Below are 23,366 nucleotides of genomic sequence, written 5' to 3'. Positions count from 1 at the left end.
CTTACAAACTCATATCATTTCTTTTGATTTTTTTCTTTGATGCTTTTCTTTCTTCCTCCTCTTTCCGCTTGATCTCCTTATTTTTATTCAGCTTCTCCAGAACAGAAGTCCTTTCTGCAATTGGTTTCGGGGAATATCCTTTTGCCTGAGATGAAACCCGATGCTGTACAGATAGATCTTCTTTTTCTGACCGCCCGGTGTTACCGGACTGCATCTGGGATTTTTCATTCAGCATGACATCGATACACTTCTGCACTTTTCTGACCATTTTTAATTCCTCATCATACGGAGAAAGGTCAATATCCGCAACCCGATTCAATGCCTCCAGTTTTTCCTGTTCTTCTTTCCACTGTGCAACCGGCAGCTTTCCCTCTGCATCCCGGTAGGGTTTCAGCCTCCGCTCACACATCCGGTACAGGTCGATCTGCTTTTTATGCTCACTGTAATATTTCTGCTTGGAACCCTTAAAGAAAATCTTATGGTATTTATCCATAACCGGCTGCAGCTTTTTCATTTTCTGATCGTAATCCATCAGTTCCCGGTATCCGGCAATCTCTCCCCGCCGGGATTTGATTTCGGAACGGATGCCATCCGCAACCGTCTGTAATTCCTCTACTTTCTGGTTCAGCTGTTCCACAGTTGCAATCTGGTTCACAGTCAGATAATTCACTGCCTCTGCAAACTCTTTCAGGTTCGTCAGATGTGCTTTCCGGCTCCCATACTGGTAGGTATCTGCCACCTTATCACGTTTCTCATAATAATCCTGCAGGCTTTCCATCAACGTAGGGTTTGCCCTCCTGTACAGTTCTGCACTGACTTCTTCCCGGAATGTTTTTGCCCACGCAAGGGATTCTTTCAGCCGGATCCATATCTCATTTAATTTGCGGATTGCCCGATTCAGATCTCCCACCACTGTCCGGATACCTTTCCTCTCCATCGCCCGGACTTCATATCCTTCATGGATCGTAGGGATCAGTTCAATTCCCTGTTTCTCATAAGACCGGTGGTCAATCCTTGCTGCCAGACCGTTCTCCCTAAATGCTACATTGACTTTATCCGCCCACTTCTTTCTCCATTCTTCCAGAAGTTCCGGGGAATTCCAACCGGTAGTGGATACAGCAGAAAAGATGTATTTTCCGTTTTCATCCCGGATACGGTTCCCCTCTTCATCCAGCTTGTATTCCCTCCGCTGTTTCTTCCCCCATGTTCCATCCGGATTCATGGGACGCATAGGAACCAGCACATGGAAGTGGGGATTGTCTGCAATCTCCGGGTCACTGGATTCCCCCTCATGGACTGCCATATCCACGATCATTCCCCGGCTGACAAACTGTTCCCTGCAGAACTCCCTTGCCAATTCCACATTTTCTTCCATCGTCAGCTCATTTTGTAATGCAATATTAAAGGAATAGGCAAGCTGTGCCCGCTTTCCTTTCTCCGCAAATTCCACTTCATTCCAGAGCGTCTGGCGATCAGAGAAACGATCCGTCACATAATCCGGCAGCATGATCTCGTCATAAATCACTCCCTGCTTTCTGGTGTAATCATGGATTTCCTCATAATAATCATTGTGCAGTTTCTGCCCGGAAATATAAGCTGCAGAACCCACCACCGTCTGCCCTTTTCCCCTTGATACCTGCTTTACAGAAAAATGATACAGTGACATTACTGCTCCTTTCCGGAAGATGCCAGACTGCGGTTATATTCAGAATGGCTCACTGACCATTCCAGCATTTCATGTACACTCTTCATGTGGGCGATACATTTCAGGAATGCCCGGAACTCTTCTTCTGTCAGTACTTTCACTTCCGGAAATGCTTTTTCCACCTCCGCACCTCTGACAATCAGGCTGTGGTTCCTTGCTTTCCGCTTTGCTACCTTCATCTGCTGTTCTGCAAGATTCAGCCTGCGCTCTTCCACTTCAATCCGATGTTCTGTCTGTTCCAGATCTTGCTGGAGTTTCTCAAGGCTTTGTTTTTTCAGATTTCTTCTTTCTCCCATAATGGTCTCCTCTCTTTCTCTTGGATGCATGGTTAACAGATACGAAAAGCCGGTATGAATTCTGTCCCTTTACTCACACCGGCTTCCTGTCCAGACTTTTTCCCAAAAATGGGTAAAAGTAATGGGCAAAACAAAAGGCACCAACTTTTTTACGGTTGATGCCCTTTGGCTTACACATTATTCATAATTTAACTATATTGTCCATCATTGTGACAGATAACACCCTTATGGTTTACCACCTTGACAATTTGGACATTTTCTAATCTTTATATCACTTCCGTTCGCAAAGTACTTATGACCGCATTTTAGACACTCCATACTATAAAACCATTGATTATTGTCTGTTCCTTTGTGTTCGGTTTTTCCATTATTTCTTTGGCTATTCTTATTCACATAGCCAACATCCGTTGTTTTTTTATCTTTCATTTCATTATCAGGATTTTGGACTCGTGATACTTTGAGTTTATACTTTGAGTTCCTCATATTTTTTTCAATATCGCTGATAACTTCATCCGCATTTTCGGCTGGTACAGAAAAACTGACTTTTCCTTTTTCATGATCTAGCACTATATCTGTACCTCCAACTTCTTCTGCAATCTTTTTCATCTCAGCAGCTTTCTGTTGTATCTTAATATATTTACGGATTAACATCGCTAACAGATAAATACACCCGACCGCAATGATTACCACAAAACCAATAGAAAGCTCTTTCCAATATTTCAATACAAATAATGCAATCACACCTATCATGAGAACATATGCAACACACTCATGCTTATATCGGATTTTATTTATTTGCCATTGTTTATAATGCTCATACGAACGTTCTCTTTCTTCTGGCGACATATCCTACCTCCACAGTTTTGGAATTCAGCTTTTCATTTTTTCAATTTTATTTGAAGCCACATAATTTCCTGAAAAATGAACATCTATATCACATGAAATATTAACATCTGATCTAATGTAGCATCCTCTATTGAACAAGGAATCCCGCCACGCACAGTTATCTCAAGATGATAAAAATACAGGCAACGATTAATATGTTGAATCAATAATTGTGATCTTCTTTTATAACCATAATGTTTAAGCAGCGTTCTAAGTTTCACTCTCACATAGTCGTTTCCTTTTCCATACAAAATCTGAATACGAATTTTTTTAAAAAACAAATCTAAGTTGCTAAAGTCGCTCATATACTGTTCTGGCTCAATAGTATTATCGGATGTCATCATATCCTGCCATACAGCAGGGAATTCCTGATCCAGTATTGGCTTCTCGTAAAAATACTGCAACCAGTAATAAACGTCTAAAATGAATTTACGTTTATTATTTCTATATTCAGAAACAAGGAATGCTTTTTCACCATTCCAGATAGAATCAATCATCTCGTTTTCATCTCTGCATCCAAGTTCCATACTGCTGATAATTGCTGCAACATCCAATGCAGAATAAAGAAACTCCCTCATGACTTATCCCCTTTTTGCCCATTACATTGACGGCATAAGATTTGAAGATTATCCAAAGTACTTTTCCCGCCAGCATTCATAGGGATAATATGGTCAACCTGAAAGAAAATCCTTGATTTATCCGAAATTCCGCATTTTGCACAATGGTAATTTCCATCCTTGTCCATTGCCTTTTTAAACGTATCATTTCTAAGTTGCTGCTCTAATAACGGATTTATTTTCCCAATCTCATGTAATGGAAGATCTTCCAATGCCCTGCTTCCATACTGAATGTTGTTTTCATCGTCATATATATCAGGATGTGACAACTTCATCAACTCAATATTAATCTGATTCAGGAAATACAATTTTCTGCCAAAGAACAGACGAAGCATATTATCATCCCCTGACGCCCAAAGAGAATCAATATATTCTGTTCTTTTTCGTTCTCCCATATCTTCATCCCAGATATGCTGTGCAATCCTTCCTACATCTAACTTGCTTCTATCAATTTCATCAAAAGTATAAAACTGTGGAATTGATTCATACTGGGCATAATATTTCAAAATATTAAGAACATCTCTTTTCTCATATGGCGGTACCATTTCACCACAGAAGAAAGAATCTCTGCACTGACTTTCCATTTCATTAAGCTGTGTATCCGATAAATATTCTTCGGTAACCCCAAAACTCTTAAACAGAGTTGGAAGAGCATCCATCAGATTCTCATAAGGGATCTTTGTGCTATTATATACCATTACCTGATAAGAATGATCCATTCCATTCTCTTCCAAATAAGTGAAAGCATACATTCCAACCGGAATACGCTGTTCAAATGGAACTTTTTCCAAAAATGATGTATCAACAGAATCATCCAAAATCGAAGCAAACTCCTCAATTTTTGATATTGCAATCAAACGGATATCATGTTTTTCCCGTTCATAATCACTATCCTGAAACTCGTTATTTCCATCAAACAGAGTCTCCGGATTCACCCAGGCAATATGCTCATTCCAATGATCAATAAATGAAACAATATATGCACTGGATGTACCGCCAGCTGCTGTTCCTCGCAAGGCACGTCCAACCATCTGAGTCATCAGAATGGATGAAACTGTAGGTCTTGCAAGAAATACTGTCTTCGTTTTTGGTAAATCCACACCTTCCGTTAGGATATTCACATTGATTAAAACCTGTAAATGTCCTTCACGATATTCTTCCAGCTTTCTTTCATTATCCTCCCGACTTATGGTTACGCCAGTGACTGCATCTTTGATTGAAGATACGATATAATCTGCCTTTATTCCTTCCTTTTTAAACAGTGCTGTCAACTGAATGGCATGCACTACGTTGACTGCAAATAAAATGGTTTGCCCATACTGCTTCTGGTTATTTTTGTAAGTTTCTACAATCAGCTTATTACGAGCTGCACTGTCTGCCATTTGCTGTGCAACTTCATCTGGCAAAATATCCAGATGTTGAATGCTTTCCCAGGCATCCACCCCAAGTGAATCACCATAGGCTTCATCTGTATAGTAGCTTTCAAAAATAGGCTTTGCCAAAATCTGCCTGTTAATCAACTCTTTTAGTCCAATCTGATATGTAATTCCAATATCACCATGAACTACCTGTCCATTTTTGATTCCATCTGAATATATTTTAGCTAAAAGCCCCTGTTCCGCTTCTGCCGTACGGAAAGGTGTTGCAGTTAAACCAATCAGTTTTACATTTGGAACTTTTTTCTTTACATAATCAATTACTTTTCGATATGTCTTAGCAGTTGAATGGTGCGCTTCATCCACAATCAAATAAAGTTCTTTTTCCCCTTTTAGCCATTGATCTAATCTGTCTATATTTCTTCCAATACTGTCTTTACTAACAATTAATAAATTATCTTCCTTCCTGATATCACTGGTTCTGTCATGACTGGATGCACCTGAAACAATGCGGAAACAAAAGGAAGAAATATGAGGTATCACTTCTGTATATGCAAATTTCTGAAAGGATTCTGCCGCTTGATCCAACAGCATTTGTCGGTGTGCGATCCACAATATTTTCTTTTTTCTGTCAATCGCATTCTTCAATAACCACATTGATGCAGTATATGTTTTTCCTCCTCCAGTAGGAAGCACCAATAAAGTACTAAAAGATGATTCTTGATTCATCTTATCCAATGCTTCCATCGCATTTTTCTGATGAGAATATGGTGTTCTTGTATTTGTCCCTTTTTTTGGGAAAACCTGACCAAAGGAAGTTACTTCAATACTGTCTATTTGCTTTTCCATAATTCTGGTCACTCCTTATCATAAAGTACAATGTAAAAATAGGCACTCGTGCCGCAAGGGGAACCCTTGTCCGAAATCTTGATTTCGCATATCTCCCGTATTGAATGAATCTTCAATCGGGAGACAGCTCCGCAGGACGCACGATACATGGCATTGAAAAATGCATGTATAGAAGTGCGCTCTTAGCTTCGCTAAGAGTTTTATTCTTCTGCATCACTACAAATCTTCCTAATTGCTAACAGAGAAAATGTATCCTTAACCAAATGTTTTATTTCTCTGGCATTTGATGCAGTAATAGCAGCTTCTTTCAATTTTTCAAACAGTTTATTATCCTCAATATTAAAATCTGTTTTCAACCTTTCTATTTCCAATTCTGCAATTTTTTTCTTTGCCTCATTTGACAATTCATCAAATTTAATGATCGAATCAAAACGGTTATAAATTGGCAATCCTAAATTTTCTTTTACTTCATCAACTGTTTTGTAATTTGATGTGCATACAATAATTGCTTTATCTACTGTAACTTTATAATTATGATCCTCGTAAATACCTTCATCAAATAATTGATAAAATGCACTGTGAAATACAGATAAAGCCTTGTCGAACTCATCAAACAAAAGCACATTCGAATCTCTGGCTAAAAGGTCTTGAGCAAAACTTTTCTCATTATATCTTCCACCGAAAATATAATTTGCTGACTCACTATTCTGATACATAGAAAACTGCTTTCTTAATAACTTACCGCCCATTAGATCTGCTAAATATTGTGCCGACTCCGTTTTCCCTAATCCTGAATCTCCATATAACAAAATAACAACCGGCTTTTTCTGTTTGCCATCCATTAAAGGATATATCGCCTGTAGTAATTTACTTTTTGCCTTCTCTTGCCCGATTACTCTTTTCCCATATTGGCCGTTAAATGTCCGCAACATATTTTTTGAAACTTCTAAATAATGTTGATGTTCTTCGTGAATAATGCTCTTATCAAATACACGATATAACTGCTCTCGAATATTTTCTGGCGGGTTCTGTATATACATATTTGTTACTGATACTCTTGAAATAAAATTAATAAAATTTATAATCACATGCTCTTGGACACTGCAATATTCATCAGCATGAATTACCAAATTTCGAACAATGGGTTTCCGCTTTTTCTGAGTTTTTGGCTTAGGCTGACCTGGAATAATAACATTCATTTCCATCTTTTTATTATCATCATCCAGTTGAGTTGCTAACTCTGTAAGATTTCTTGCGTTCTGTGGAATAATCTTTTCAAAAGCCGAATCTGATCCTACAAATATTTCAATCTTTTTCACGTACCACACCTGCCAATACTATATCATAAACGTTTAATTCATCTTTTCCATTGGATACCGATTCTTCTTCATTAGATACAGATTCATTGTCATTCACAATATCTTCTGCTGTAATTTTTTCTTCTTCCGGTTTAAAATTAAATTCTTTGTCAATCGACAGATTATCCTCGCTACAGGTTCCTACCTTGATCCCATAATATGTCAATTTCATTTTACTTAAATCGACAAGATTATAATTATTCTTGAATGCTTTAAGATTAAATCTCAATACACTCTTTTTATCTTTTTCAGTTTTCAAAAGCATTTCATAGTAACCACGTTCACCCAATATCGCCTCATTCAGCTTTTCCATATCTATCGGCATTTCTTCTTTAGGCACGATTGTCATATATGAACTGACCATTTTATACAATGTCACTGAATTTTCAGGAGCATAGACCCCACTATTTTCAAATTTTTTCACATGACTATCTTCATATGCTGCTTGTATATAATCTGTTAACAAAGTATTTTTTATGGTTTTATCAAAAGCACTTGTCAAATCTGCCGCTGCACTTGCATCTACCTTTCCCTGAAATGTTGCCTTAATATAATTCAAAATGTTAAAACCACTCTTTGCCTGAGCTTCAATCTCTGCTACTATTTTGGCTACCTTTTGTTTGTTTTCTTCTGTCGTCCAATCAAGGCGTCCCCCATTAGTAACATCAACGTAATCCTGTGCAGCGTCTTCATCAAAATATACAATTTTAAGGAATTCTGGTTTTTCAGCTTTTCTATTTTTCAAATTTATTGCTCCTTCTTATTTTGCTGTTGTGTACATAATTGCTCATATCTTTTCATAAGCTCCGCAACACAGGCTGCTTCACTTTTATATGCTTCACTGCCTTTTGTAAATCCGTATGCCTGCATCACTGCTATATCATTCTGATGATGTGCTTTCCGCAGTTCCGGAGGCATGGTCAATTCATCATAGAGATCTGCAAGACTACAATCCGAATACAATGACCTGGCATCAAGGACTGCCTGTGCAGTTTGTTCTATTTTCTGCTTCTGCTGTTCTGTTGGTGTTGGCCATGGAAAATTGTTATAAACAATATCCTTTGAATAACGATAATCACTTTTTATACGGCCACAGACAGCACGTACCCATGCCATGTGTACATTGGAAGTCAGTATTCCAAAATGATACAAGCTCGCTCCGGGAATAATTTGAACAGCATCATTTACGATTATCTCTGGTGAAACAAACCCAAATGGAATATATCTCCGATTTTCAGAAGAGTGCCTTGGAATAATAATATACTCCGATTCAGGATGGCGAATTTCCTGAAAAAGCGTAGGTGTATTAGCACTTTCTTGTGTCGCAGCTTTAGTGCTGTTTAATCGGAATTTTCTTACACCCTCGACTCTTTCTGTAATGAATTTAGATTTTCTTATTTCAGCTGGAGATGCACCCACAAGCCACAAGCAATATCTTTCTTTGTTGTTTATATATTCTGTGGCACCATACATTTTCCGAATATATTTTACTATATCCGGTTCATTCTTTGTCACTTCTTCTTTTTCTTCTTGTGTTAAGAACAGAAATCCACCGTCTGTTGGTTTATTTCCATATATCATTTCTGGCACATCGCAAATCGGCTTTTTGTTGCTCTCAACAAATACATCTGGTCCATCAACAAGATACGCATTAATGTTAATTACCATCTGAAAACGATCAGAAGAATACAGTACCCGCTTCTTCGCATTCATAACTGTGCTAAACCCAACAATCACACAATGTACATGAGCTTTCAGATTTGCTTCACTATCCCAAATAAAAGTTCTGTGAGCAAAATCAATATGAATACCAAAACGCTGATATAACGGTTTCCACACACTTGCCACTTGTTCACCTTGCGTAATAGAATTAGTCGATACAAAAGCCGTTCTGATTCCTGTATTTTGCATGAGTTGCGCTGCTTTGAAATACCAACCAGCCACATAATCAATCTTTCCGGCAGTCTTATATGGCTTTCCTTTTTCATCCACATAAATAGACAGCATATCATTTTTCTGTTCTTTACTCTGCAAGGAATATCCAACAAATGGTGGATTTCCCATAATGTACGACAATTGATTTTTGGGAACAACGTTCTCCCAATCCAACTGTAAAGCATTACCTTCCACAATAAAGGCATTCGTTGTCAACGGAAGGAAATCCAGATTCATATGAACAATATCTTCTGTTTCTTTCATCATCTGGGATTCTGCAATCCACAGTGCCGTCTTTGCTACAGTAACCGCAAAGTCATTGATTTCAATACCATAGAACTGGTCAATGGATACCTGAATGGGCGATGAACCATCAAAACCGAAAGTAATCTGACCACCCTGTAATTCTTTTATAACTGCATTTTCCAATCGCCGGATACTGATATACGTTTCTGTAAGGAAATTTCCACTTCCTGATGCCGGATCCAGCCACCGCAGCCCTGCCAGTTTTTTCTGAAATTCTTTCAATTTCTTCTCTTTTGTGCGCTGGACGGATATTTGCCTGATCTCTTCCAGTTCATTTTTCAGGTCATCCAGAAACAGCGGATCAATCACTTTATGAATATTTTCAATACTTGTATAATGCATCCCGCCAGATCGTCTGGTTTCCGGATTCAATGTGCTTTCAAATACAGCTCCGAAAATAGTCGGACTGATTTCTGACCAATTAAAATCTGCGGATGCTTTTTCAAGCAGCAACTGACGGATTTCTTCTGTAAACTGAGGAATCTCAATATTTTCATTGGCAAATAAACCGCCATTTACATATGGAAACGCAGAAAGAGAATCTTCCAGATAAGGGTCTCTGTCTTCCGGTTTTGTGTCAAGCACCTGAAATAATTCAATGACAGCCTTTCTCATATGCTTTGCATCAAACTCTTCCAGATAATCATGAAACATACCATGCCTGCCAAAAATACCTGCATCCTCTGCATACAGACAGAATACAAATCTGACACATAGGATATTCAGGCTTTTCATTGCTCGTTCTGTTGTCGGGTCTACATACTGTTTTGCCAGTGCGTCATAGAGCAGTCCGACAATATCTCCCGCAGCAATAGAAACTTCCATTTCTCGCTGAAGATTCGTATTCCCCTCTTCCACTAGAAATTGAAGCCGATAATACTCCTTTTCCAGTTCTTCCAGCAAAATAATTTCCGGATCACCACCCGGTTTTTCCATATCATAAATATAAAAGGACTTAAAATTGCTGGTGACAATCCATCTCGGACGTTTTGAATACGGTAATTCTGATGAATATCTCTTCGCCTGCTCAAACGGTGTCAGCATGGAGCCATCAGACTGCTTAATCGCAGCCGTCAGGCTCTTGTTGATACTTTTCTGTTCAATCATGACATGCGTTTTTTCAATATATCCATCTATAAAGCTGGTATGATCAAGATGAACCTGATCTTCAAAAGAAATAAACTGGGAAATATCCGTAACACCAAATACCGTTGTCAATAACTCTACCCAGAAAATCTGGCTGTCCCCTTTTTCATATCCCCGATCTTTCCAGTTTTTTGCAAATATTTTTGCAGCTGCCCTTTGCTGTGCATCTGTCATTGCTGCAACCTCCTATAATTCATCATCGGTAAATTCCATCATCTCATCAATGGAACATCCCAGCTTCTTACAAATTTTCTCGACTGTTTCCATGGAAACATACTGATTTTTTCCCATCCGGGCAAGGATATTTCCACTGATACCGGTCAGATTCTGCATTTCGATCCGTTTCATATTTTTATCAATCAGCAATTTCCACAGTCTGTTATAGCTTACGCCCATACATTACCTCCTGATCCTGCTTCAAACATAGCTTCATTATATCACGATTTTGTTAGGTTGAATACCAATTTTGCATGAAATATATCTGCTTATCATCCATCTGTTGATAGGAAAGAGACTGCACCGGGCAATCTCTTTCCTGATAGTACTTACTGAAAAGGAATTTCATCATCATCCGGCACATTCATAAATCCATCCAGATTGGTTCCGGTTTCTTTTTCCGGATCCGAAGAAGGATTACTTTCCTTATTCTGTGCAAATTCATGTTCCTCCACAATAACATCGGTTGTATATACCGTTTTCCCATCCTTATCCTTATAGTTTCCGGTGCTGATACGACCACCGACCACAATACGCATTCCTTTCCGAAGATATTTCTGTGCAAATTCAGCACTCTTGCCAAATGTAACACAGGAAATAAAATCTGCCTCCTGTTCCCCATCACGCTTATATCTGCGGTTCACAGCCAGCGTATATCTTGCCACTGCCATATCATTGTCTTTACCGGCATATTTGATCTCCGGATTTTTTGTCAGTCTGCCCATTAAAATAACTTTATTCATAGTTTTTGTCCTTTCTGCAGCTAAGCTGCCATACAATCATCATTCGGTACCATTAATGCACTGGTTCCCGGCGGTCTGGTTCCATCATCAGGCGAAAACAATTCGCAGATATGGAAATATACCATCGAATACTGTTCTGCCAAACCTCTTCTTTCCAGCTTATTGCATAGCCTGATGATTCTTTTTTTCATACAGTTGTTTGTCGCAAGCAAAGCAACAGACCGCAACCTTTCCTTTGTGTTTTTCAGATTTGGACAGCCAAACCAGTAAATCAGCTGCATCTCTTCCACTTTCAAATTTCTCATTTTCATCACCTCTTTCTTTCAGGCATACGCCTTTATTTTTAAAGTCTTCCGGATTTGTTTTTTCACCCTGACTGGCTGTGGCTCTTGCAAACCACCTCTGCCTGCACGCAGGCAACTGCTCTAAGGCTCTGAGCAGCCCGCCCATCTCCGGGAGTGTCATTATTTCTTCGCTCAATTTCCATTAGAAACGTCATGGCGTAAGTCTGTTCACCAGTCAGGAAACTCATGAAATTGTCAAGGTACGCAGAAGGTTCTAAAAATGCCCTCATATACTAAATTCAAGTGACTATGCCTTTGTACAAAAAAAACTTTGAAATTTTTTCATTTTCGTTACTATTTCTGTTGTTTCTGTTCCCAAAAACACAGAAAACCTTGAAAATCATCCATAAATGTCACTGTATGTAAACTTCAAATAGTTTTACCAAATCACAACATGATTTTTTCTTGCATTTTTAATCCTTCTACTAATACAGGACTGGGGAGGGTAAATGTTGACCTGTTTTGAAAAATTTTTTGTATTTTTTCAGATACAAAACAGCAGGCACCAACCATATTTCAGTCAGTGCCCATTTGGGTATGCAAAACAAAAGGCACTAACTTTTTACGGTTAATGCCCTTTGGGTTACTCACTATTCTCTTTTATTCCATATTTCTACTCATGTTATCGCCTCTGACAGAATTTTCAGATGCTATTATAATTTCTTAAGGATATTTTTAATAATCTTTTGTAACCGAATCCCATCCCTCAGCCCCAGACGATAAAAGAACTGCTCGGCATCTGCGCCACTATCGAAAATAGCATCACAGTATTCCCGGACTGCCTGTTCCTTATCCGATGGAAGCAATGCAACCGCCTCCTGATACTTCCGTTCAATCTCGTCTTCTCTGCCCAGTTCCTTTCCGTCTTTCATCCGGCTGAATGCCCTTTGCATCCGTTCCTGAATAACAAAATCCACAAATTCATTTAACGCTTCCTCTTTCATCATATATCCCTTTCTATCTCACACACCAGACGCTCATAATCCAGAAACCCCCGGATATACATTTCCCGGCTTATATAGGCTTCTACTGCGTGTCTTGCTGACACAATCCGGTCAATAATCGTCCAGAACTCATGTCCATATTGCTCGATGTATGGCTCCAATTCATCCATCGTTTTCTCGCATTCCCCTTCCAGTTCGATCAGCTCCGGGTCAATCCGTAAATATGCTTCCAGCCTGATTTCATTCCAGTCAAAGTAGCTTTCCACTAATTCTCTTTTCATAATCGTGTCCCTTTCTGCTCTATTCCTATGTAAAAGAGCGAATACATTCTTCTATAAATATAATTCCTGCAATAACCATTTCAACCGTACATGGCAGGAGATAAAACAGGAATCCAGCCAATACCATTTGTAGACATTCCCCAGAACTTTCCAGACCAAAGCCATAGCATAGCAATGCTGTCAGAAGAAAAAAAACTGCAATGCTCCGGAAGATAACTGCTGATATTCCTGCAAGGAACTCTGCGAACAGTCTTATTACTGTCAGCGCAATTATTACAGGCAGTAACATGATTTTCAAAATAAAACGTATGGCTTTCATCCTGTGTTCTCCTTCCTACCCGGCATTCCTGTTCACGTAATTCTGGTACTTTTCAAATACGGAATCTGTCACACCGTTTTTGTAGATTTTCCGAATGTCCGTAATCTCTTCATCCTTTAAGAGTTTCAGCCATTCCAGAAGGTCTTTCCGGCTGTTGGCAAAATTACAGCACCGTCCATCTGCATATTCAATCCGATATCTCATAGCCACTCCCCCTTATACATAAATCAGTTCATTCAAAACGATTTCATCCACCCGATTGCGGATGTTATTGCAATGCCGTACCCATTCCATAGGATTTTCAGCTTTCAATTCTTCTGTCACCCCTTCTGCATCCTTCATCTGTGCCTCCAGACGGTCAGCAAGCTCCCATGCCTGTTCATTCAGATCAGCAAGATAACTGTCCAGCTTTCCAGTCAGTAGCAGATAATTGTATCTGCCAGCTTTGTATTCTTTCATATATGCCTTTCGGAGCATCCCCCATCGTCCGATTTCCCGTTTTTCTTCCGGAAGTATAAGATCAGGCAAATAATAGTCCCCTACTTTTACGTACTCGATTTTCATATAAATATCCTTTCGTTATGTACAATTTACAGGTTACCTACGTAGGATGTGCTGATTTTCCTGTCTTTTTGTTTCTCATAGAAGGCATTAAATGTTTTATTCCTTGTGACTTTGCACCCGGATTGTCCGTTCCATATCCTTCCAGCAGATTGATCACTCCCCAGGCTGCAAGTCCGGCTCCGATCGCACAAACCAATGTTTTTAAGGTCGTAATTGCCGTTGTAAAAAATGCCATAAGTGTACCTTTGGAAAACTTACATTTTCCAGTCCTTTCTTAGATTTTTTCCAGAAAGGGAAGAAAACACTATATAAACCCTGCCTTTTGTGCTACACTAAGCATAGGATTTTCTACTTGGAAAATTCCTCACACGTACAGTCGGTATATTCATTTTCGTCGATGGATACCGACTGTTCCTTTTTTCCAAATTATTCATGATTTCCTCCCATAATCCACTTCCCGACAATTTGTCGAGAAGTTACATCTGATACAGTTCCACTTCATCCTCTGGTTTTAGTATCAGATTAGTACTCAGATATTTTTCAATATCAAAAGTATTCTTTTTGTCATAATCGGACAGATATTTGTAGTTTTTATGTTTGCAAATATCGTATTTATTTGAGAAAAATGGTCTGACACCTCTCACCTGCAGAATACATTTTCCCCCGTCCATGACTGCTATTTCATCCTGGCTCATCAACTCCTTTCCTGTTTTCTGGTAGTTCATTCCATAAGACCGCTGACTGCCTCTCGTATCCGATGTGTTATAAAGATCTATGGTTTCTTTTCCCAGGATCTCCGCTATTTCCTTTAATGTCGTTTTTTCCTTTCCACCCAGGAATAAGGTCGTATCACAGTTCCCTTCGATGGTATCGGCATTATCCTTATAAATTGCCTTAAGCTGAGACTTTGACTGCAAAATAATAGAAGCTGAGATTTCCCGGCTTCTAATCGTAGCAATCAATTTTTCAAATTTAGGAATTTGTCCGATGTTCGCAAACTCGTCCAGGAGACACCTCACATGAATTGGAAGTCTGCCTCCATATACATCATCAGCTCTGTCACAGAGCAGATTAAAAAGCTGTGTGTACATAATAGAAACAATAAAATTAAAGGTATCATCGGTATCTGAAATAATAACAAACAATGCAGTTTTCCTGTCACCAACCAGATCCAATTCCAGCTCGTCATAACTCATAAGCTCCCGCAGTTCCGCAATATCAAAGGGTGCGAGTCTTGCACCACAACTGATCAGAATAGATTTTGCTGTCTTACCTGAAACAAAATGTCAATAGTTTTTTCATCAAAAAAGGCACTTTTTCGTGTCAAATCAGGGGTAAAACAGCTAAAATACTGATGAAAACGTTCTTTGTTGTTACAACCATTAAGTTACTCAGCCATTTTTTCCTCTGTTTCCATGAAGTCCGAACGGTTAACTTCATTCACCAGCATCCGGTTGATTTTCTCCTGCATCGTCTCTCTTGCGTTCTCACTGTAATGGAATCGGACAACATAAGTTGTCTGCCCAATCCTTTTTGTAAATGTATTGTTTTCCGTTTTCGGATTCAGAACCTGTCCCATAAGCTTCTCCTTTCTGTGATTTACCGGCGGGCAGGGTGGCAGACTGATCTTCCAAATTGCCTGCCAGTATTCTATTCATTTGCCCGACAGAGAGAGGACAGTTATTATCCCAGCCGGGACGGTATCCCGATCTGGAATTCTGTCTCTCCGTCAATGTCAACAAGGCACTTGAAACTTTTAATAAAATAATCTCTTTATCCAAGTCATCCCTACTCTAAATAATATTTTCTTTTTTAAATATCTTTGTTGACAGTTAAGAAATATGCTGAAAAAGCTGATATTTAAAGGCTTTTCCCAGTCAACAAAAATGTCAACAACCAGTACACAAACAGTCAAAAAAATGGAAATTCAGCTGTTTTGACCATCCCCTCCCTGTCAGGCTAATCAAAAGGTATCTTCATCTGCTCACCTTCCGTAAGTTTTATAAAGCCATCTTTGTCCGGTTGGTTGACAGTCTCTGTTTCATCCTTTCCCTCTCTGATCCAGCACCGCTGTGTACCAAATCCTTCTTTTGAGAAACGATGATAACCGCCTCTTTTCCAGCCAATGATCTGTGTGTCCATGATCTGGCATATCTCATTGGTCTCATATTTCTTTGGTTCGCCATCATAATGGTTAAACGCCTCTTTCCAGATCTGTCTGGAGCAGACATAAGTCCCGGCATATCCATCCAGCCATCCCTGAACCTGCCCTGCCATCGTATCTTCCTGCATGAACTGTTTCCGGTATTCAATGATCTGCTCCTCCATTTCTTTTGGAAGTTTCAGAAGGCTGCTTTTGTTCTTGCAGGAATTGAAGATGACCATTGCTTCCGCCCAAAGCTGGTCGAAGTATGCCCTCGATTCTTCTTCATTATCAAGAAGATGTTTTTCCGCCTTTGAGGAATCGACCTCGATTACAAGGAAACGTCTTGCTCCTGTACGGTCAAAGGGAAGAAACTGCTTTGTATTGGTTGTCCCGGCAAACAGACATTGTCTCGGTCTGTCCTCTTCAAATTTCCCATAGGAATTCCGAAATGTGTCTTTCTGCCGGCTCAAAAAGGACTTGATCTCTTCATTGCTCTTTGCACTGATCGCAGCAATCATCTCTGACATTTCCATGATCCAGTGACCCCGGAGCTTTTCATAAATCTTTTTATCTCCCAAATCCCTCAAGTCATCTGAAAACCACTCATCCTTAATAGCCAGAAAGCGGAAAAATGTAGATTTTCCTGCCCCCTGTGTTCCTACAAGGCAGAGCATCTCATCCGCCTTACACCCCGGCTTAAAAATACGGAGCAGTGCTTCCATGATAAAATGCTTCAGGCATTCATAGACCAAATCCGAATCATCTGCCCCCATATACCGCTTCAATACATAACGGATACGTTCTGTGCCATCCCACTCTAAGCGGTTCAGATATTCGCAGATCGGATGATACTGTTTGCTGTTTGCTTCCGCCCTCAGGGCTTTATCCATGTTTTTCTCATTTCCCAGACTATAAAACTGTTCAAAATACAGATAAAAGAAATCTCTGGCAGCATCTGTCATAGAGGTGATACCATCATTCCACCAGAGTTTCCTGACGATATCGATCCTCTGGTTCAAAAGATTAAATCTCAGGCTCCCTTTCAGTAGCGGATCTTCCCGAAGCACGATCATATAATTCTGCATCGTCCCTTTGACGGTTCCCTGATTTGTCACCGCCAGATGGGAGCGGATCTCCCTTATGGCATCCACATCCGCCATCTGCTCCATGATCTGCAAAGCGTCCTGCTCCTTTACATTCTCGCTCAATCTTTTCCACCTCCTTTCCTTTTTCCTTGACAAGCATTTTCTTATCCTCTTCATCACCGAACAGAAGAATATCCAGATAATATTCAACGATACTCAACTCCCTCAGTGCGGTGCCAAAATGCCCATCCCACTCTTCCTCTGGTGTTTTTGGTGCATAACATTCTTTCCATTCCAGAAGCAGGGTGCGGTAATCCAGATATGCTTTTGTAAGTCTGGCACATTCTGTTTTCCAGTCTGTTTCTGATACCTTCCCTCTTTCTTTCACCAGAGACTTTTTCCCACTTTTGGGAGAATCCCTTGCCCTGTTCCCATAGGAGATTCCAAAATCATCTGCCAGCTTCAAAGCAGCCTCTCTGGATTTTAGTCCGAAGAGCTGGGCGGTAAAATCGATCACATCCCCGGTACACCCACATCCAAAACAGTAATATCTGCGGTCAACTTTCATGCTCGGTGTACCGTCATTATGAAAGATGCACCGGATCAATCCGCTCCTGTTGGGCTTAAATCCATAAAGTTCCGCAGCCTGCCTGACCGTCACATTCTGCTTTACTTCTTCAAACACATTCATTTTTTATCCACTTCCTTTCCAACCCGTTCAGATATGACCGGGTTCAAAATAAAAAAAGAGCATCCTGACTTTTATCCAAAACTGAATAAATCAAAATGCTCTTTACAGGGAATCCCTGTCATGATATTTCGTTTTTGTTTTTCTTCTGGCAGCGTTTTCTTCTGCGACCCGCTTTTTATTGGCAGCCAGTTTTTCAAGAACACTCGTCCTTGCCTTCTTCTTGATCTGTTCCGTATTCGCTTTACTGACCTCTGGCTCCTGAAGAGTTTTCTGTACTTTTTCAATAACTGCATTTGCTGCATTCCGTAATTTCTCTTTCGCCAGCTTAATCACATTTTTGGTAATTGTTTTTGCCTTATCAGAATTATTTGGATTCTGGACAATGTTATTGCAAAGCTGATCCAGAAGCCTGATATCCTCTTCCTGTGTCTGTGCCCTTACTTTTTCCGTAACGACTTCCACCGCCTTGTCATAAGCGATCTCTGACACTTCATCGATCAGGGTTTCATTATCCATGATTTTTTCTTCCTGTTCCTTTATCATCTGTTCCTGCCGGGCAATCTTTTCTTTCTGTGCCTGTATGATAAACTCCTGCTTTTCCAGATACTTCTTTCCGCCATATTCCGGCGCTTCCTCAATCTCCAGCCCATACTGCCTGCAAACATCAAACAGAAGATTCCTGCAGATCAGATCAAAAGTCATCTTCCGGTTATTGTTTCTTCCTCTGGGCTTATCTGGATCGGGAAGAGGAATTCCAAGTGCTTCCAATGCCTTTTCCTGTTGCGGACACAGTTCCCCATATTTATTTTCGCAGTCAAACACGTGACGTTCATGGATATGGGGAGTGGTCTCATCCATGTGGAGTGCAAAATCCAAAATATGCACATGGTCTCCAAACATCCCCTCGAACCTTTTCATAAAAAAATCCGCAATATGAAAAAGCTGTTCTCCCGATATATGCTCCCCTTCCTTTCCGATCTGGAATATCGTTTCTTCCGGACAGGTCATTTTATTTTTCAGCAGATCTTCCGTTGTCCGGTTTCTTTCCGGGTGGCGGTTTTTCTCATTTCTGGCATTCTGCCCTTTTATAAAATCGCTGTAATGGTCTTCATAATACATCTTTTCAATATCATGAAAACTTGCTTCCGGCTCGACCGGTCCCCAATTTCTAAGTGTCTCATCCGAAGGGTTCTGGACATATCCCCGGTAACAGTCCCAATAGATATTCTGCTTTTCCCTCTCCGCATCAATATGCTCGCTGTTGGCAATATCGAATTTTCTGTCATTGTGCTTTGGATTATAAACACCATGTTTCCCCGATCTGCCATTATGCCTTGTAGCTCTCATTTTTCTGATTCCCCCTTTCATCTATTCTGCATTTTTTTCATTTTTCTTTTTCCCATTCTGCCCTCCTCTGTGGTCTTTCCATTATCTGCCTCTTGCATTCCACAAGCTTTTTTCATGTGGCGGTCATTCCCGAAAACGATTTTGGGTAACACAATTCGCCAGATAATACCCAGTACGACTTGACGCAGGCATCAAATCACTGGGCAAGGCGTTTCACCCTTGACCCGATAATGGGCTTTGCCCCTTAACCCCAGCATGGAGCTGCCTCCCCTTTGCATTCCCTGCACAAAGGGCTCCGCCCTCTGTACACCCGCCGGACAAAATGAAATTTCCGCCACTGTCCCATCTGTCAGAATTTTCGTTTCGCCCGGTTTTTCAAAAATCCTCAAATCGGATTTACTCAAAAATAAGAGCCGACACTTTGTCACTTTTTTGAAAAAAGTCCAAATTGCATCGGCTCTCATATTTGACCTCACCGGTCATATTCAGTTTTTTCTTTGCATCCTCTCTGAGCATTAATGAGCAAAACAAAAGGCACCAACTTTTTTCGGTTGATGCCCTTTGGATTACTCACTATTCTCTTTTCACAAAACTGAAATTTTACTTTTCCTTATATTCATCTGGTATTGCTATTTGAAATGTTTCACACAACAGCATCACATCATGCACATCATTTTTATCGTGTTCATATCCCAAATGAAGCATTACCTGACTCAATGGTTCAATACAAGAAACAGTTATATCTCCAACTTTTCCAATACCGGAAAAAGTTTTTGATGGAAATATATCTCCCTCATAAACAATTCCGTCATCTGTAAATTCAAAACAATGTAAATCAATGATTCTTTGTTTATCATCTTTCCAGACAGTATGACCATCCGTTGTATAATCAGTATTTACTTCCTCAAATCCATGCTGCTTAATCACATAAATATAATCATGATAATGTTTCAGTTCAACAAACAAATCAATATCATTGTGTATTCTTGATTCTCTTTTAAGAAGTGCATCAACACCCCATCCGCCATCTAAATATACTTTAATTTCGTTTTGCAAAGCATATTTTATAATTTCACATGCATCTTCTGTACGTACCATAATCTATCCTCCAAATTCAAATCTTTGTATGCTTTCCAACTCACTAAAAGCCTGAAATTTGTCAGTCTTTCATCCTTTTTGTTATCAATCACCAATTAGCTGTAATCCATTAGGATTTAGCTGATATATTTTATCGCACACCTCTTCAATATACTTTCTATCGTGAGAAATGCTAATGACAGCCCCCGGAAATTCTCGGAGCATTTTTCTTATTACCGGACCGGACAATGGTGAAAAATTTCTTGTCGGTTCATCCAGAATAAGAACATTTGCACCACTTAAGCTCATCCTCAAGAGAAGCACTTTCGCCTTTTGTCCGCCTGATAACTCCCGAATCGGATGCTCCATTTCATCTGGTGTGTATTTAAGTGAACCAAGGTATGTTCTAATTCTTGTACGCTCTTCTTTATCTCCTGTTTTATCAAGGTAATCAACCGGTGTAACATCCAAATCCAGCAGGTCTTCATAAGTTTGAGGCATATATTCTGCTTTAATGTCATTCCGATTTAGGAGTTCTTCCGCTATCTTTTTTAGAAGAGTCGTTTTTCCTGCCCCGTTGGCTCCTATCATACAGATTTTTTCTGAACCTTTTATTTTTAAATGAATTCCTTCTGCTAAAATTCTTTTGCCATCCGGAGTCACAAGCTTTGAAAGTTCATATTCTATGACCGTTTTTCCTGCGGGAATGTGTGAGTTTTCATCCCCTAATTTGACAAAGATTGCTTCTTCCTGTTCCGGCATCTGAGTCATATTTTCATCTTCTTTTTCAAATCTTCGTTCCATTGCCTTAACCGTATGCATTTTGTCCTTTAAGTTTTTGGCAACAGACGGTGCTTGTCTGGTACAACTTCTTAATGCACCTTGTACACTCTGCATAACTCTTTGATATTTTTCATCGCGAATCTTTTTCTCCCTACGGTCACTCAGTGCCCGCTGTTTTTGGATTTCAAATTTATGAAGCCGTTCTTCCACATAGCGTCTATAGGGAAGCTTTGCCACGGTATATCTCGCCTTTGTTTTTCGTATAATCTGCTCGATATGTATCACCATGTTGGCAGTACGCTCTATCAGCGTTTCATCGTGTGAAATAAAAAGCACAATGTGCTTCCAGTCATTTATGATTTTTTCCAGTAATGTAAGCGTCGCAATGTCGATGTCATTGGAAGGTTCGTCCAACAACAGCACAGAAACATCGCGAATGAAAAGCCTCATAAGTTGTGTCTTGACTTTTTCGCCTCCTGAAAGACTACCCATTGTCTGGTTACTGTAGAAAAAATCATTTTTCATTCCAAATTTTCCCGCAATAACAGACAATTCTTTAGGCGTTTTCTCCCAGAATATTTCCTCTTCAGAAAAATATTCGTATATTGTTTTTTCCTTATCTTCATCGAGCATCTCCTGCGGAAGATAACCAAGACGTTCGTGTCCCATTATCCTTTCCCCATCTGCTTCTATATAGTTTTCTACAAGCGACGGATTGTATATCCACTTCATTAATGTCGATTTCCCATTTCCCTCTTCTCCAATAATAACTGCCTTATCTCCATCATTTAGCACAAGGTTGAAATCATTAAGAATTATTCTCAGGTCTTTTTTATGTGTTAAATTTAATTTTTTTATCTGCAACATTAAAGTTTCTCCTTTTCGAAGTCTGAGCCAATTATTATTTTGAACACACAAAAACGAGTCTTTTTTGCATACGCAAAAATAGACTCGCTAAATAGACCCTTATTTCTTTTCCAAAAGGAAAACAAAGGAAATGCCTCTTGCGATAATCCAACTTAAGCGTACACAAAACAAACCTATTCTCTACAGGCTCAATAACTATATGTGTCTTACTTAAATCAAATTATCTATTAATCATTTCCTCACCTTACACAAAATGTGCCTTTCTTTCTTCTAATGGCAATACTATCATACTGTATTTTTTGTGTCAATACATTTCACCTTATGGAAGTGCAAATTCAAAGTTTCTGTTCCCTATAAAATAATCTATCGGGATTCACCAAATCGCCAGACAACGATTTTTAGAACAGTATATCACAAAAAAATTCCTTATTCCATATGTTTTCCGAGTTATGGTAAGACATGTAAATTTTAAATAACATTTTCCAATCCATTTAAGATATTCCCTTGATGATACTTTTTACTGTCTTATACAACCGAATCCCATCCTTCAGTCCCAACCGATAAAAGAACTGCTCAGCATACGCACCGCTGTCAAAAATAGCATCGCAGTATGCCTGGACTGCCTGTTGTTTATCCTTTGGAAGCAATGCCACCGCTTCCTCATACTTTTGTTCCACATCATCCTTGTCATCCGGTTCTTTCCCGGCTTTCATCTGGCTGAATGCACTCTGCATCCGTTCCTGAATGATAAAATCCACAAATCCCTTTAATGCTTCCTCTTTCATCCTCATACATCCCTTTCTATCTCACATACCAGACGTTCATAATCCAGAAATCCCCGGATATACATTTCCCGGCTGATATAGGCTTCTACTGCATGTCTTGCCGATATGATCCGGTCAATAATCGTCCAGAACTCATGACCGTATTTCTCTATGTATGGCTTCAATTCATCCATCGTTTTCTCGCATTCCCCTTCCAGTTCAATCAGTTGAGGATCAATCCGTAAATATGCCTCAAGCCTGATCTCATTCCAGTCGAAGTAGCTCTCCACTAATTCTCTTTTCATAATCGTGTCCCTTTCTGCCCTCTTCCTATGTAAAAGAGCGAATCCATTCTGCTAAAAAGACGATTCCCGCAATCACAATTTCAACCGTACATGGCAGGAGATAAAACAGAAAGCCAGCCAATACGATTTTCAGGCATTCCCCGGAACTTTCCAGACCAAAGCCATAGCTTAGCAGGGCGGTCAGAAGAAAAATTCCTGCAATTACCCGGAAGATAACTGCTGATATTCCTGCAAGGAACTCCACAAACAGTCTTATTACTACCAGAACAGCCATCACAGGCAACAATATTATTCTTAACTATAAATGAGCAAATTTAAAAAATTGCACAAAACTACACTGCGAATTTCATAAATGAATCAAAATCATTGCTTTCCTTTGCGCATTGAAAAAGATAACGATACTTTTCCAGCTGAATG

The 23,366-nt window shown here is 39.6% G+C and carries 25 protein-coding genes and 1 pseudogene; all 26 read right to left on the bottom strand.

The window, feature by feature from the left end:
- Position 1: 1 nt before the first annotated feature.
- The 26 genes and pseudogenes from mobQ to KQI39_RS11365 all read right to left on the bottom strand — a co-directional run bounded on the left by mobQ (position 2) and on the right by KQI39_RS11365 (position 23,193).
- Positions 2 to 1,666: a MobQ family relaxase gene (mobQ, locus tag KQI39_RS11485; RefSeq protein WP_216418508.1), complete on the bottom strand. Its 1,665-nt coding sequence runs from the start codon at positions 1,664 to 1,666 to the stop codon at positions 2 to 4.
- Entirely contained in the window at positions 1,666 to 2,001 is a 336-nt protein-coding gene (locus KQI39_RS11480; RefSeq protein WP_216418506.1) for a DUF3847 domain-containing protein, read from the bottom strand. Before KQI39_RS11480 ends, mobQ begins: the two co-directional genes overlap by 1 nt.
- A 225-nt stretch (positions 2,002 to 2,226) precedes the next feature.
- Complete coding sequence (locus tag KQI39_RS11475) at positions 2,227 to 2,847, bottom strand: hypothetical protein (protein ID WP_216418505.1); 621 nt, start codon at positions 2,845 to 2,847, stop codon at positions 2,227 to 2,229.
- 83 nt (positions 2,848 to 2,930) lie between these two features.
- The gene (locus KQI39_RS11470; protein WP_216418503.1) at positions 2,931 to 3,464 is read right to left on the bottom strand and encodes a hypothetical protein; all 534 of its coding nucleotides are present in this window, start codon (positions 3,462 to 3,464) and stop codon (positions 2,931 to 2,933) included.
- The gene (locus KQI39_RS11465; RefSeq protein ID WP_216418502.1) at positions 3,461 to 5,728 is read right to left on the bottom strand and encodes a DEAD/DEAH box helicase family protein; all 2,268 of its coding nucleotides are present in this window, start codon (positions 5,726 to 5,728) and stop codon (positions 3,461 to 3,463) included. The genes KQI39_RS11470 and KQI39_RS11465 overlap by 4 nt, the downstream gene beginning before the upstream one ends.
- Positions 5,729 to 5,928: 200 nt before the next feature.
- Positions 5,929 to 7,047, bottom strand: a complete 1,119-nt coding sequence (locus KQI39_RS17740) for an AAA family ATPase (RefSeq protein ID WP_216418500.1) — start codon at positions 7,045 to 7,047, stop codon at positions 5,929 to 5,931.
- Positions 7,034 to 7,831 (bottom strand): DUF6414 family protein, encoded by a 798-nt coding sequence (locus KQI39_RS11455; protein ID WP_216418498.1) that lies wholly within the window; start codon positions 7,829 to 7,831, stop codon positions 7,034 to 7,036. The genes KQI39_RS17740 and KQI39_RS11455 overlap by 14 nt, the downstream gene beginning before the upstream one ends.
- 2 nt (positions 7,832 to 7,833) lie before the next feature.
- Positions 7,834 to 10,647: a DNA methyltransferase gene (locus tag KQI39_RS11450; protein ID WP_216418495.1), complete on the bottom strand. Its 2,814-nt coding sequence runs from the start codon at positions 10,645 to 10,647 to the stop codon at positions 7,834 to 7,836.
- A 12-nt stretch (positions 10,648 to 10,659) separates the two neighbouring features.
- Positions 10,660 to 10,869: a helix-turn-helix domain-containing protein gene (locus KQI39_RS11445; RefSeq protein ID WP_216418493.1), complete on the bottom strand. Its 210-nt coding sequence runs from the start codon at positions 10,867 to 10,869 to the stop codon at positions 10,660 to 10,662.
- Between the two features lie 149 nt (positions 10,870 to 11,018).
- On the bottom strand, positions 11,019 to 11,432 hold the full coding sequence (locus tag KQI39_RS11440) for a single-stranded DNA-binding protein (protein ID WP_216418491.1): 414 nt from the start codon (positions 11,430 to 11,432) through the stop codon (positions 11,019 to 11,021).
- 20 nt (positions 11,433 to 11,452) lie between these two features.
- Complete coding sequence (locus KQI39_RS11435; protein ID WP_216418489.1) at positions 11,453 to 11,737, bottom strand: hypothetical protein; 285 nt, start codon at positions 11,735 to 11,737, stop codon at positions 11,453 to 11,455.
- Between the two features lie 692 nt (positions 11,738 to 12,429).
- Positions 12,430 to 12,723, bottom strand: a complete 294-nt coding sequence (locus KQI39_RS11430; protein ID WP_216418487.1) for a hypothetical protein — start codon at positions 12,721 to 12,723, stop codon at positions 12,430 to 12,432.
- Positions 12,720 to 13,001, bottom strand: a complete 282-nt coding sequence (locus KQI39_RS11425; RefSeq protein ID WP_216418485.1) for a hypothetical protein — start codon at positions 12,999 to 13,001, stop codon at positions 12,720 to 12,722. Before KQI39_RS11425 ends, KQI39_RS11430 begins: the two co-directional genes overlap by 4 nt.
- 334 nt (positions 13,002 to 13,335) lie before the next feature.
- Positions 13,336 to 13,524 carry a hypothetical protein gene (locus KQI39_RS11420; RefSeq protein ID WP_216418483.1) on the bottom strand — a complete coding sequence of 63 codons (189 nt, stop codon included), beginning with the start codon at positions 13,522 to 13,524 and terminating at the stop codon, positions 13,336 to 13,338.
- 12 nt (positions 13,525 to 13,536) lie between these two features.
- On the bottom strand, positions 13,537 to 13,884 hold the full coding sequence (locus KQI39_RS11415; protein WP_216418482.1) for a TnpV protein: 348 nt from the start codon (positions 13,882 to 13,884) through the stop codon (positions 13,537 to 13,539).
- Between the two features lie 37 nt (positions 13,885 to 13,921).
- On the bottom strand, positions 13,922 to 14,119 hold the full coding sequence (locus tag KQI39_RS11410) for a Maff2 family mobile element protein (protein ID WP_216418479.1): 198 nt from the start codon (positions 14,117 to 14,119) through the stop codon (positions 13,922 to 13,924).
- Between the two features lie 241 nt (positions 14,120 to 14,360).
- Positions 14,361 to 15,161: pseudogene (locus tag KQI39_RS11405) on the bottom strand (VirD4-like conjugal transfer protein, CD1115 family); the annotation flags it as partial.
- Between the two features lie 110 nt (positions 15,162 to 15,271).
- Positions 15,272 to 15,463: a transposon-encoded TnpW family protein gene (locus tag KQI39_RS11400; RefSeq protein ID WP_117739489.1), complete on the bottom strand. Its 192-nt coding sequence runs from the start codon at positions 15,461 to 15,463 to the stop codon at positions 15,272 to 15,274.
- Between the two features lie 380 nt (positions 15,464 to 15,843).
- Complete coding sequence (locus KQI39_RS11395) at positions 15,844 to 17,103, bottom strand: virulence-associated E family protein (RefSeq protein WP_235904608.1); 1,260 nt, start codon at positions 17,101 to 17,103, stop codon at positions 15,844 to 15,846.
- The gene (locus KQI39_RS17370) at positions 17,054 to 17,806 is read right to left on the bottom strand and encodes a CHC2 zinc finger domain-containing protein (protein ID WP_117739487.1); all 753 of its coding nucleotides are present in this window, start codon (positions 17,804 to 17,806) and stop codon (positions 17,054 to 17,056) included. Before KQI39_RS17370 ends, KQI39_RS11395 begins: the two co-directional genes overlap by 50 nt.
- 102 nt (positions 17,807 to 17,908) lie before the next feature.
- On the bottom strand, positions 17,909 to 19,153 hold the full coding sequence (locus tag KQI39_RS11390; protein ID WP_117739498.1) for a serine/arginine repetitive matrix protein 2: 1,245 nt from the start codon (positions 19,151 to 19,153) through the stop codon (positions 17,909 to 17,911).
- A 600-nt stretch (positions 19,154 to 19,753) separates the two neighbouring features.
- Positions 19,754 to 20,251, bottom strand: a complete 498-nt coding sequence (locus KQI39_RS11385) for a nucleotidyltransferase domain-containing protein (protein ID WP_009247521.1) — start codon at positions 20,249 to 20,251, stop codon at positions 19,754 to 19,756.
- Between the two features lie 84 nt (positions 20,252 to 20,335).
- Positions 20,336 to 21,880 (bottom strand): ATP-binding cassette domain-containing protein, encoded by a 1,545-nt coding sequence (locus KQI39_RS11380; protein WP_009247522.1) that lies wholly within the window; start codon positions 21,878 to 21,880, stop codon positions 20,336 to 20,338.
- Positions 21,881 to 22,371: 491 nt separating this feature from the next.
- A complete protein-coding gene (locus KQI39_RS11375; RefSeq protein WP_117739485.1) occupies positions 22,372 to 22,665 on the bottom strand; it encodes a hypothetical protein in 294 nt (97 codons plus the stop codon).
- Between the two features lie 2 nt (positions 22,666 to 22,667).
- Positions 22,668 to 22,949 (bottom strand): hypothetical protein, encoded by a 282-nt coding sequence (locus KQI39_RS11370; RefSeq protein ID WP_117739484.1) that lies wholly within the window; start codon positions 22,947 to 22,949, stop codon positions 22,668 to 22,670.
- Positions 22,950 to 22,974: 25 nt separating this feature from the next.
- Positions 22,975 to 23,193 carry a hypothetical protein gene (locus KQI39_RS11365; protein WP_216418477.1) on the bottom strand — a complete coding sequence of 73 codons (219 nt, stop codon included), beginning with the start codon at positions 23,191 to 23,193 and terminating at the stop codon, positions 22,975 to 22,977.
- Positions 23,194 to 23,366 lie beyond the last annotated feature (173 nt).

It is taken from the genome of Blautia sp. MSJ-36 (assembly GCF_018917985.1).
In the GTDB taxonomy this organism is placed as follows: domain Bacteria; phylum Bacillota; class Clostridia; order Lachnospirales; family Lachnospiraceae; genus Blautia_A.
Note: the sequence above shows the minus strand (reverse complement) of the source record. Positions and strands in the feature narration are given on the sequence as shown.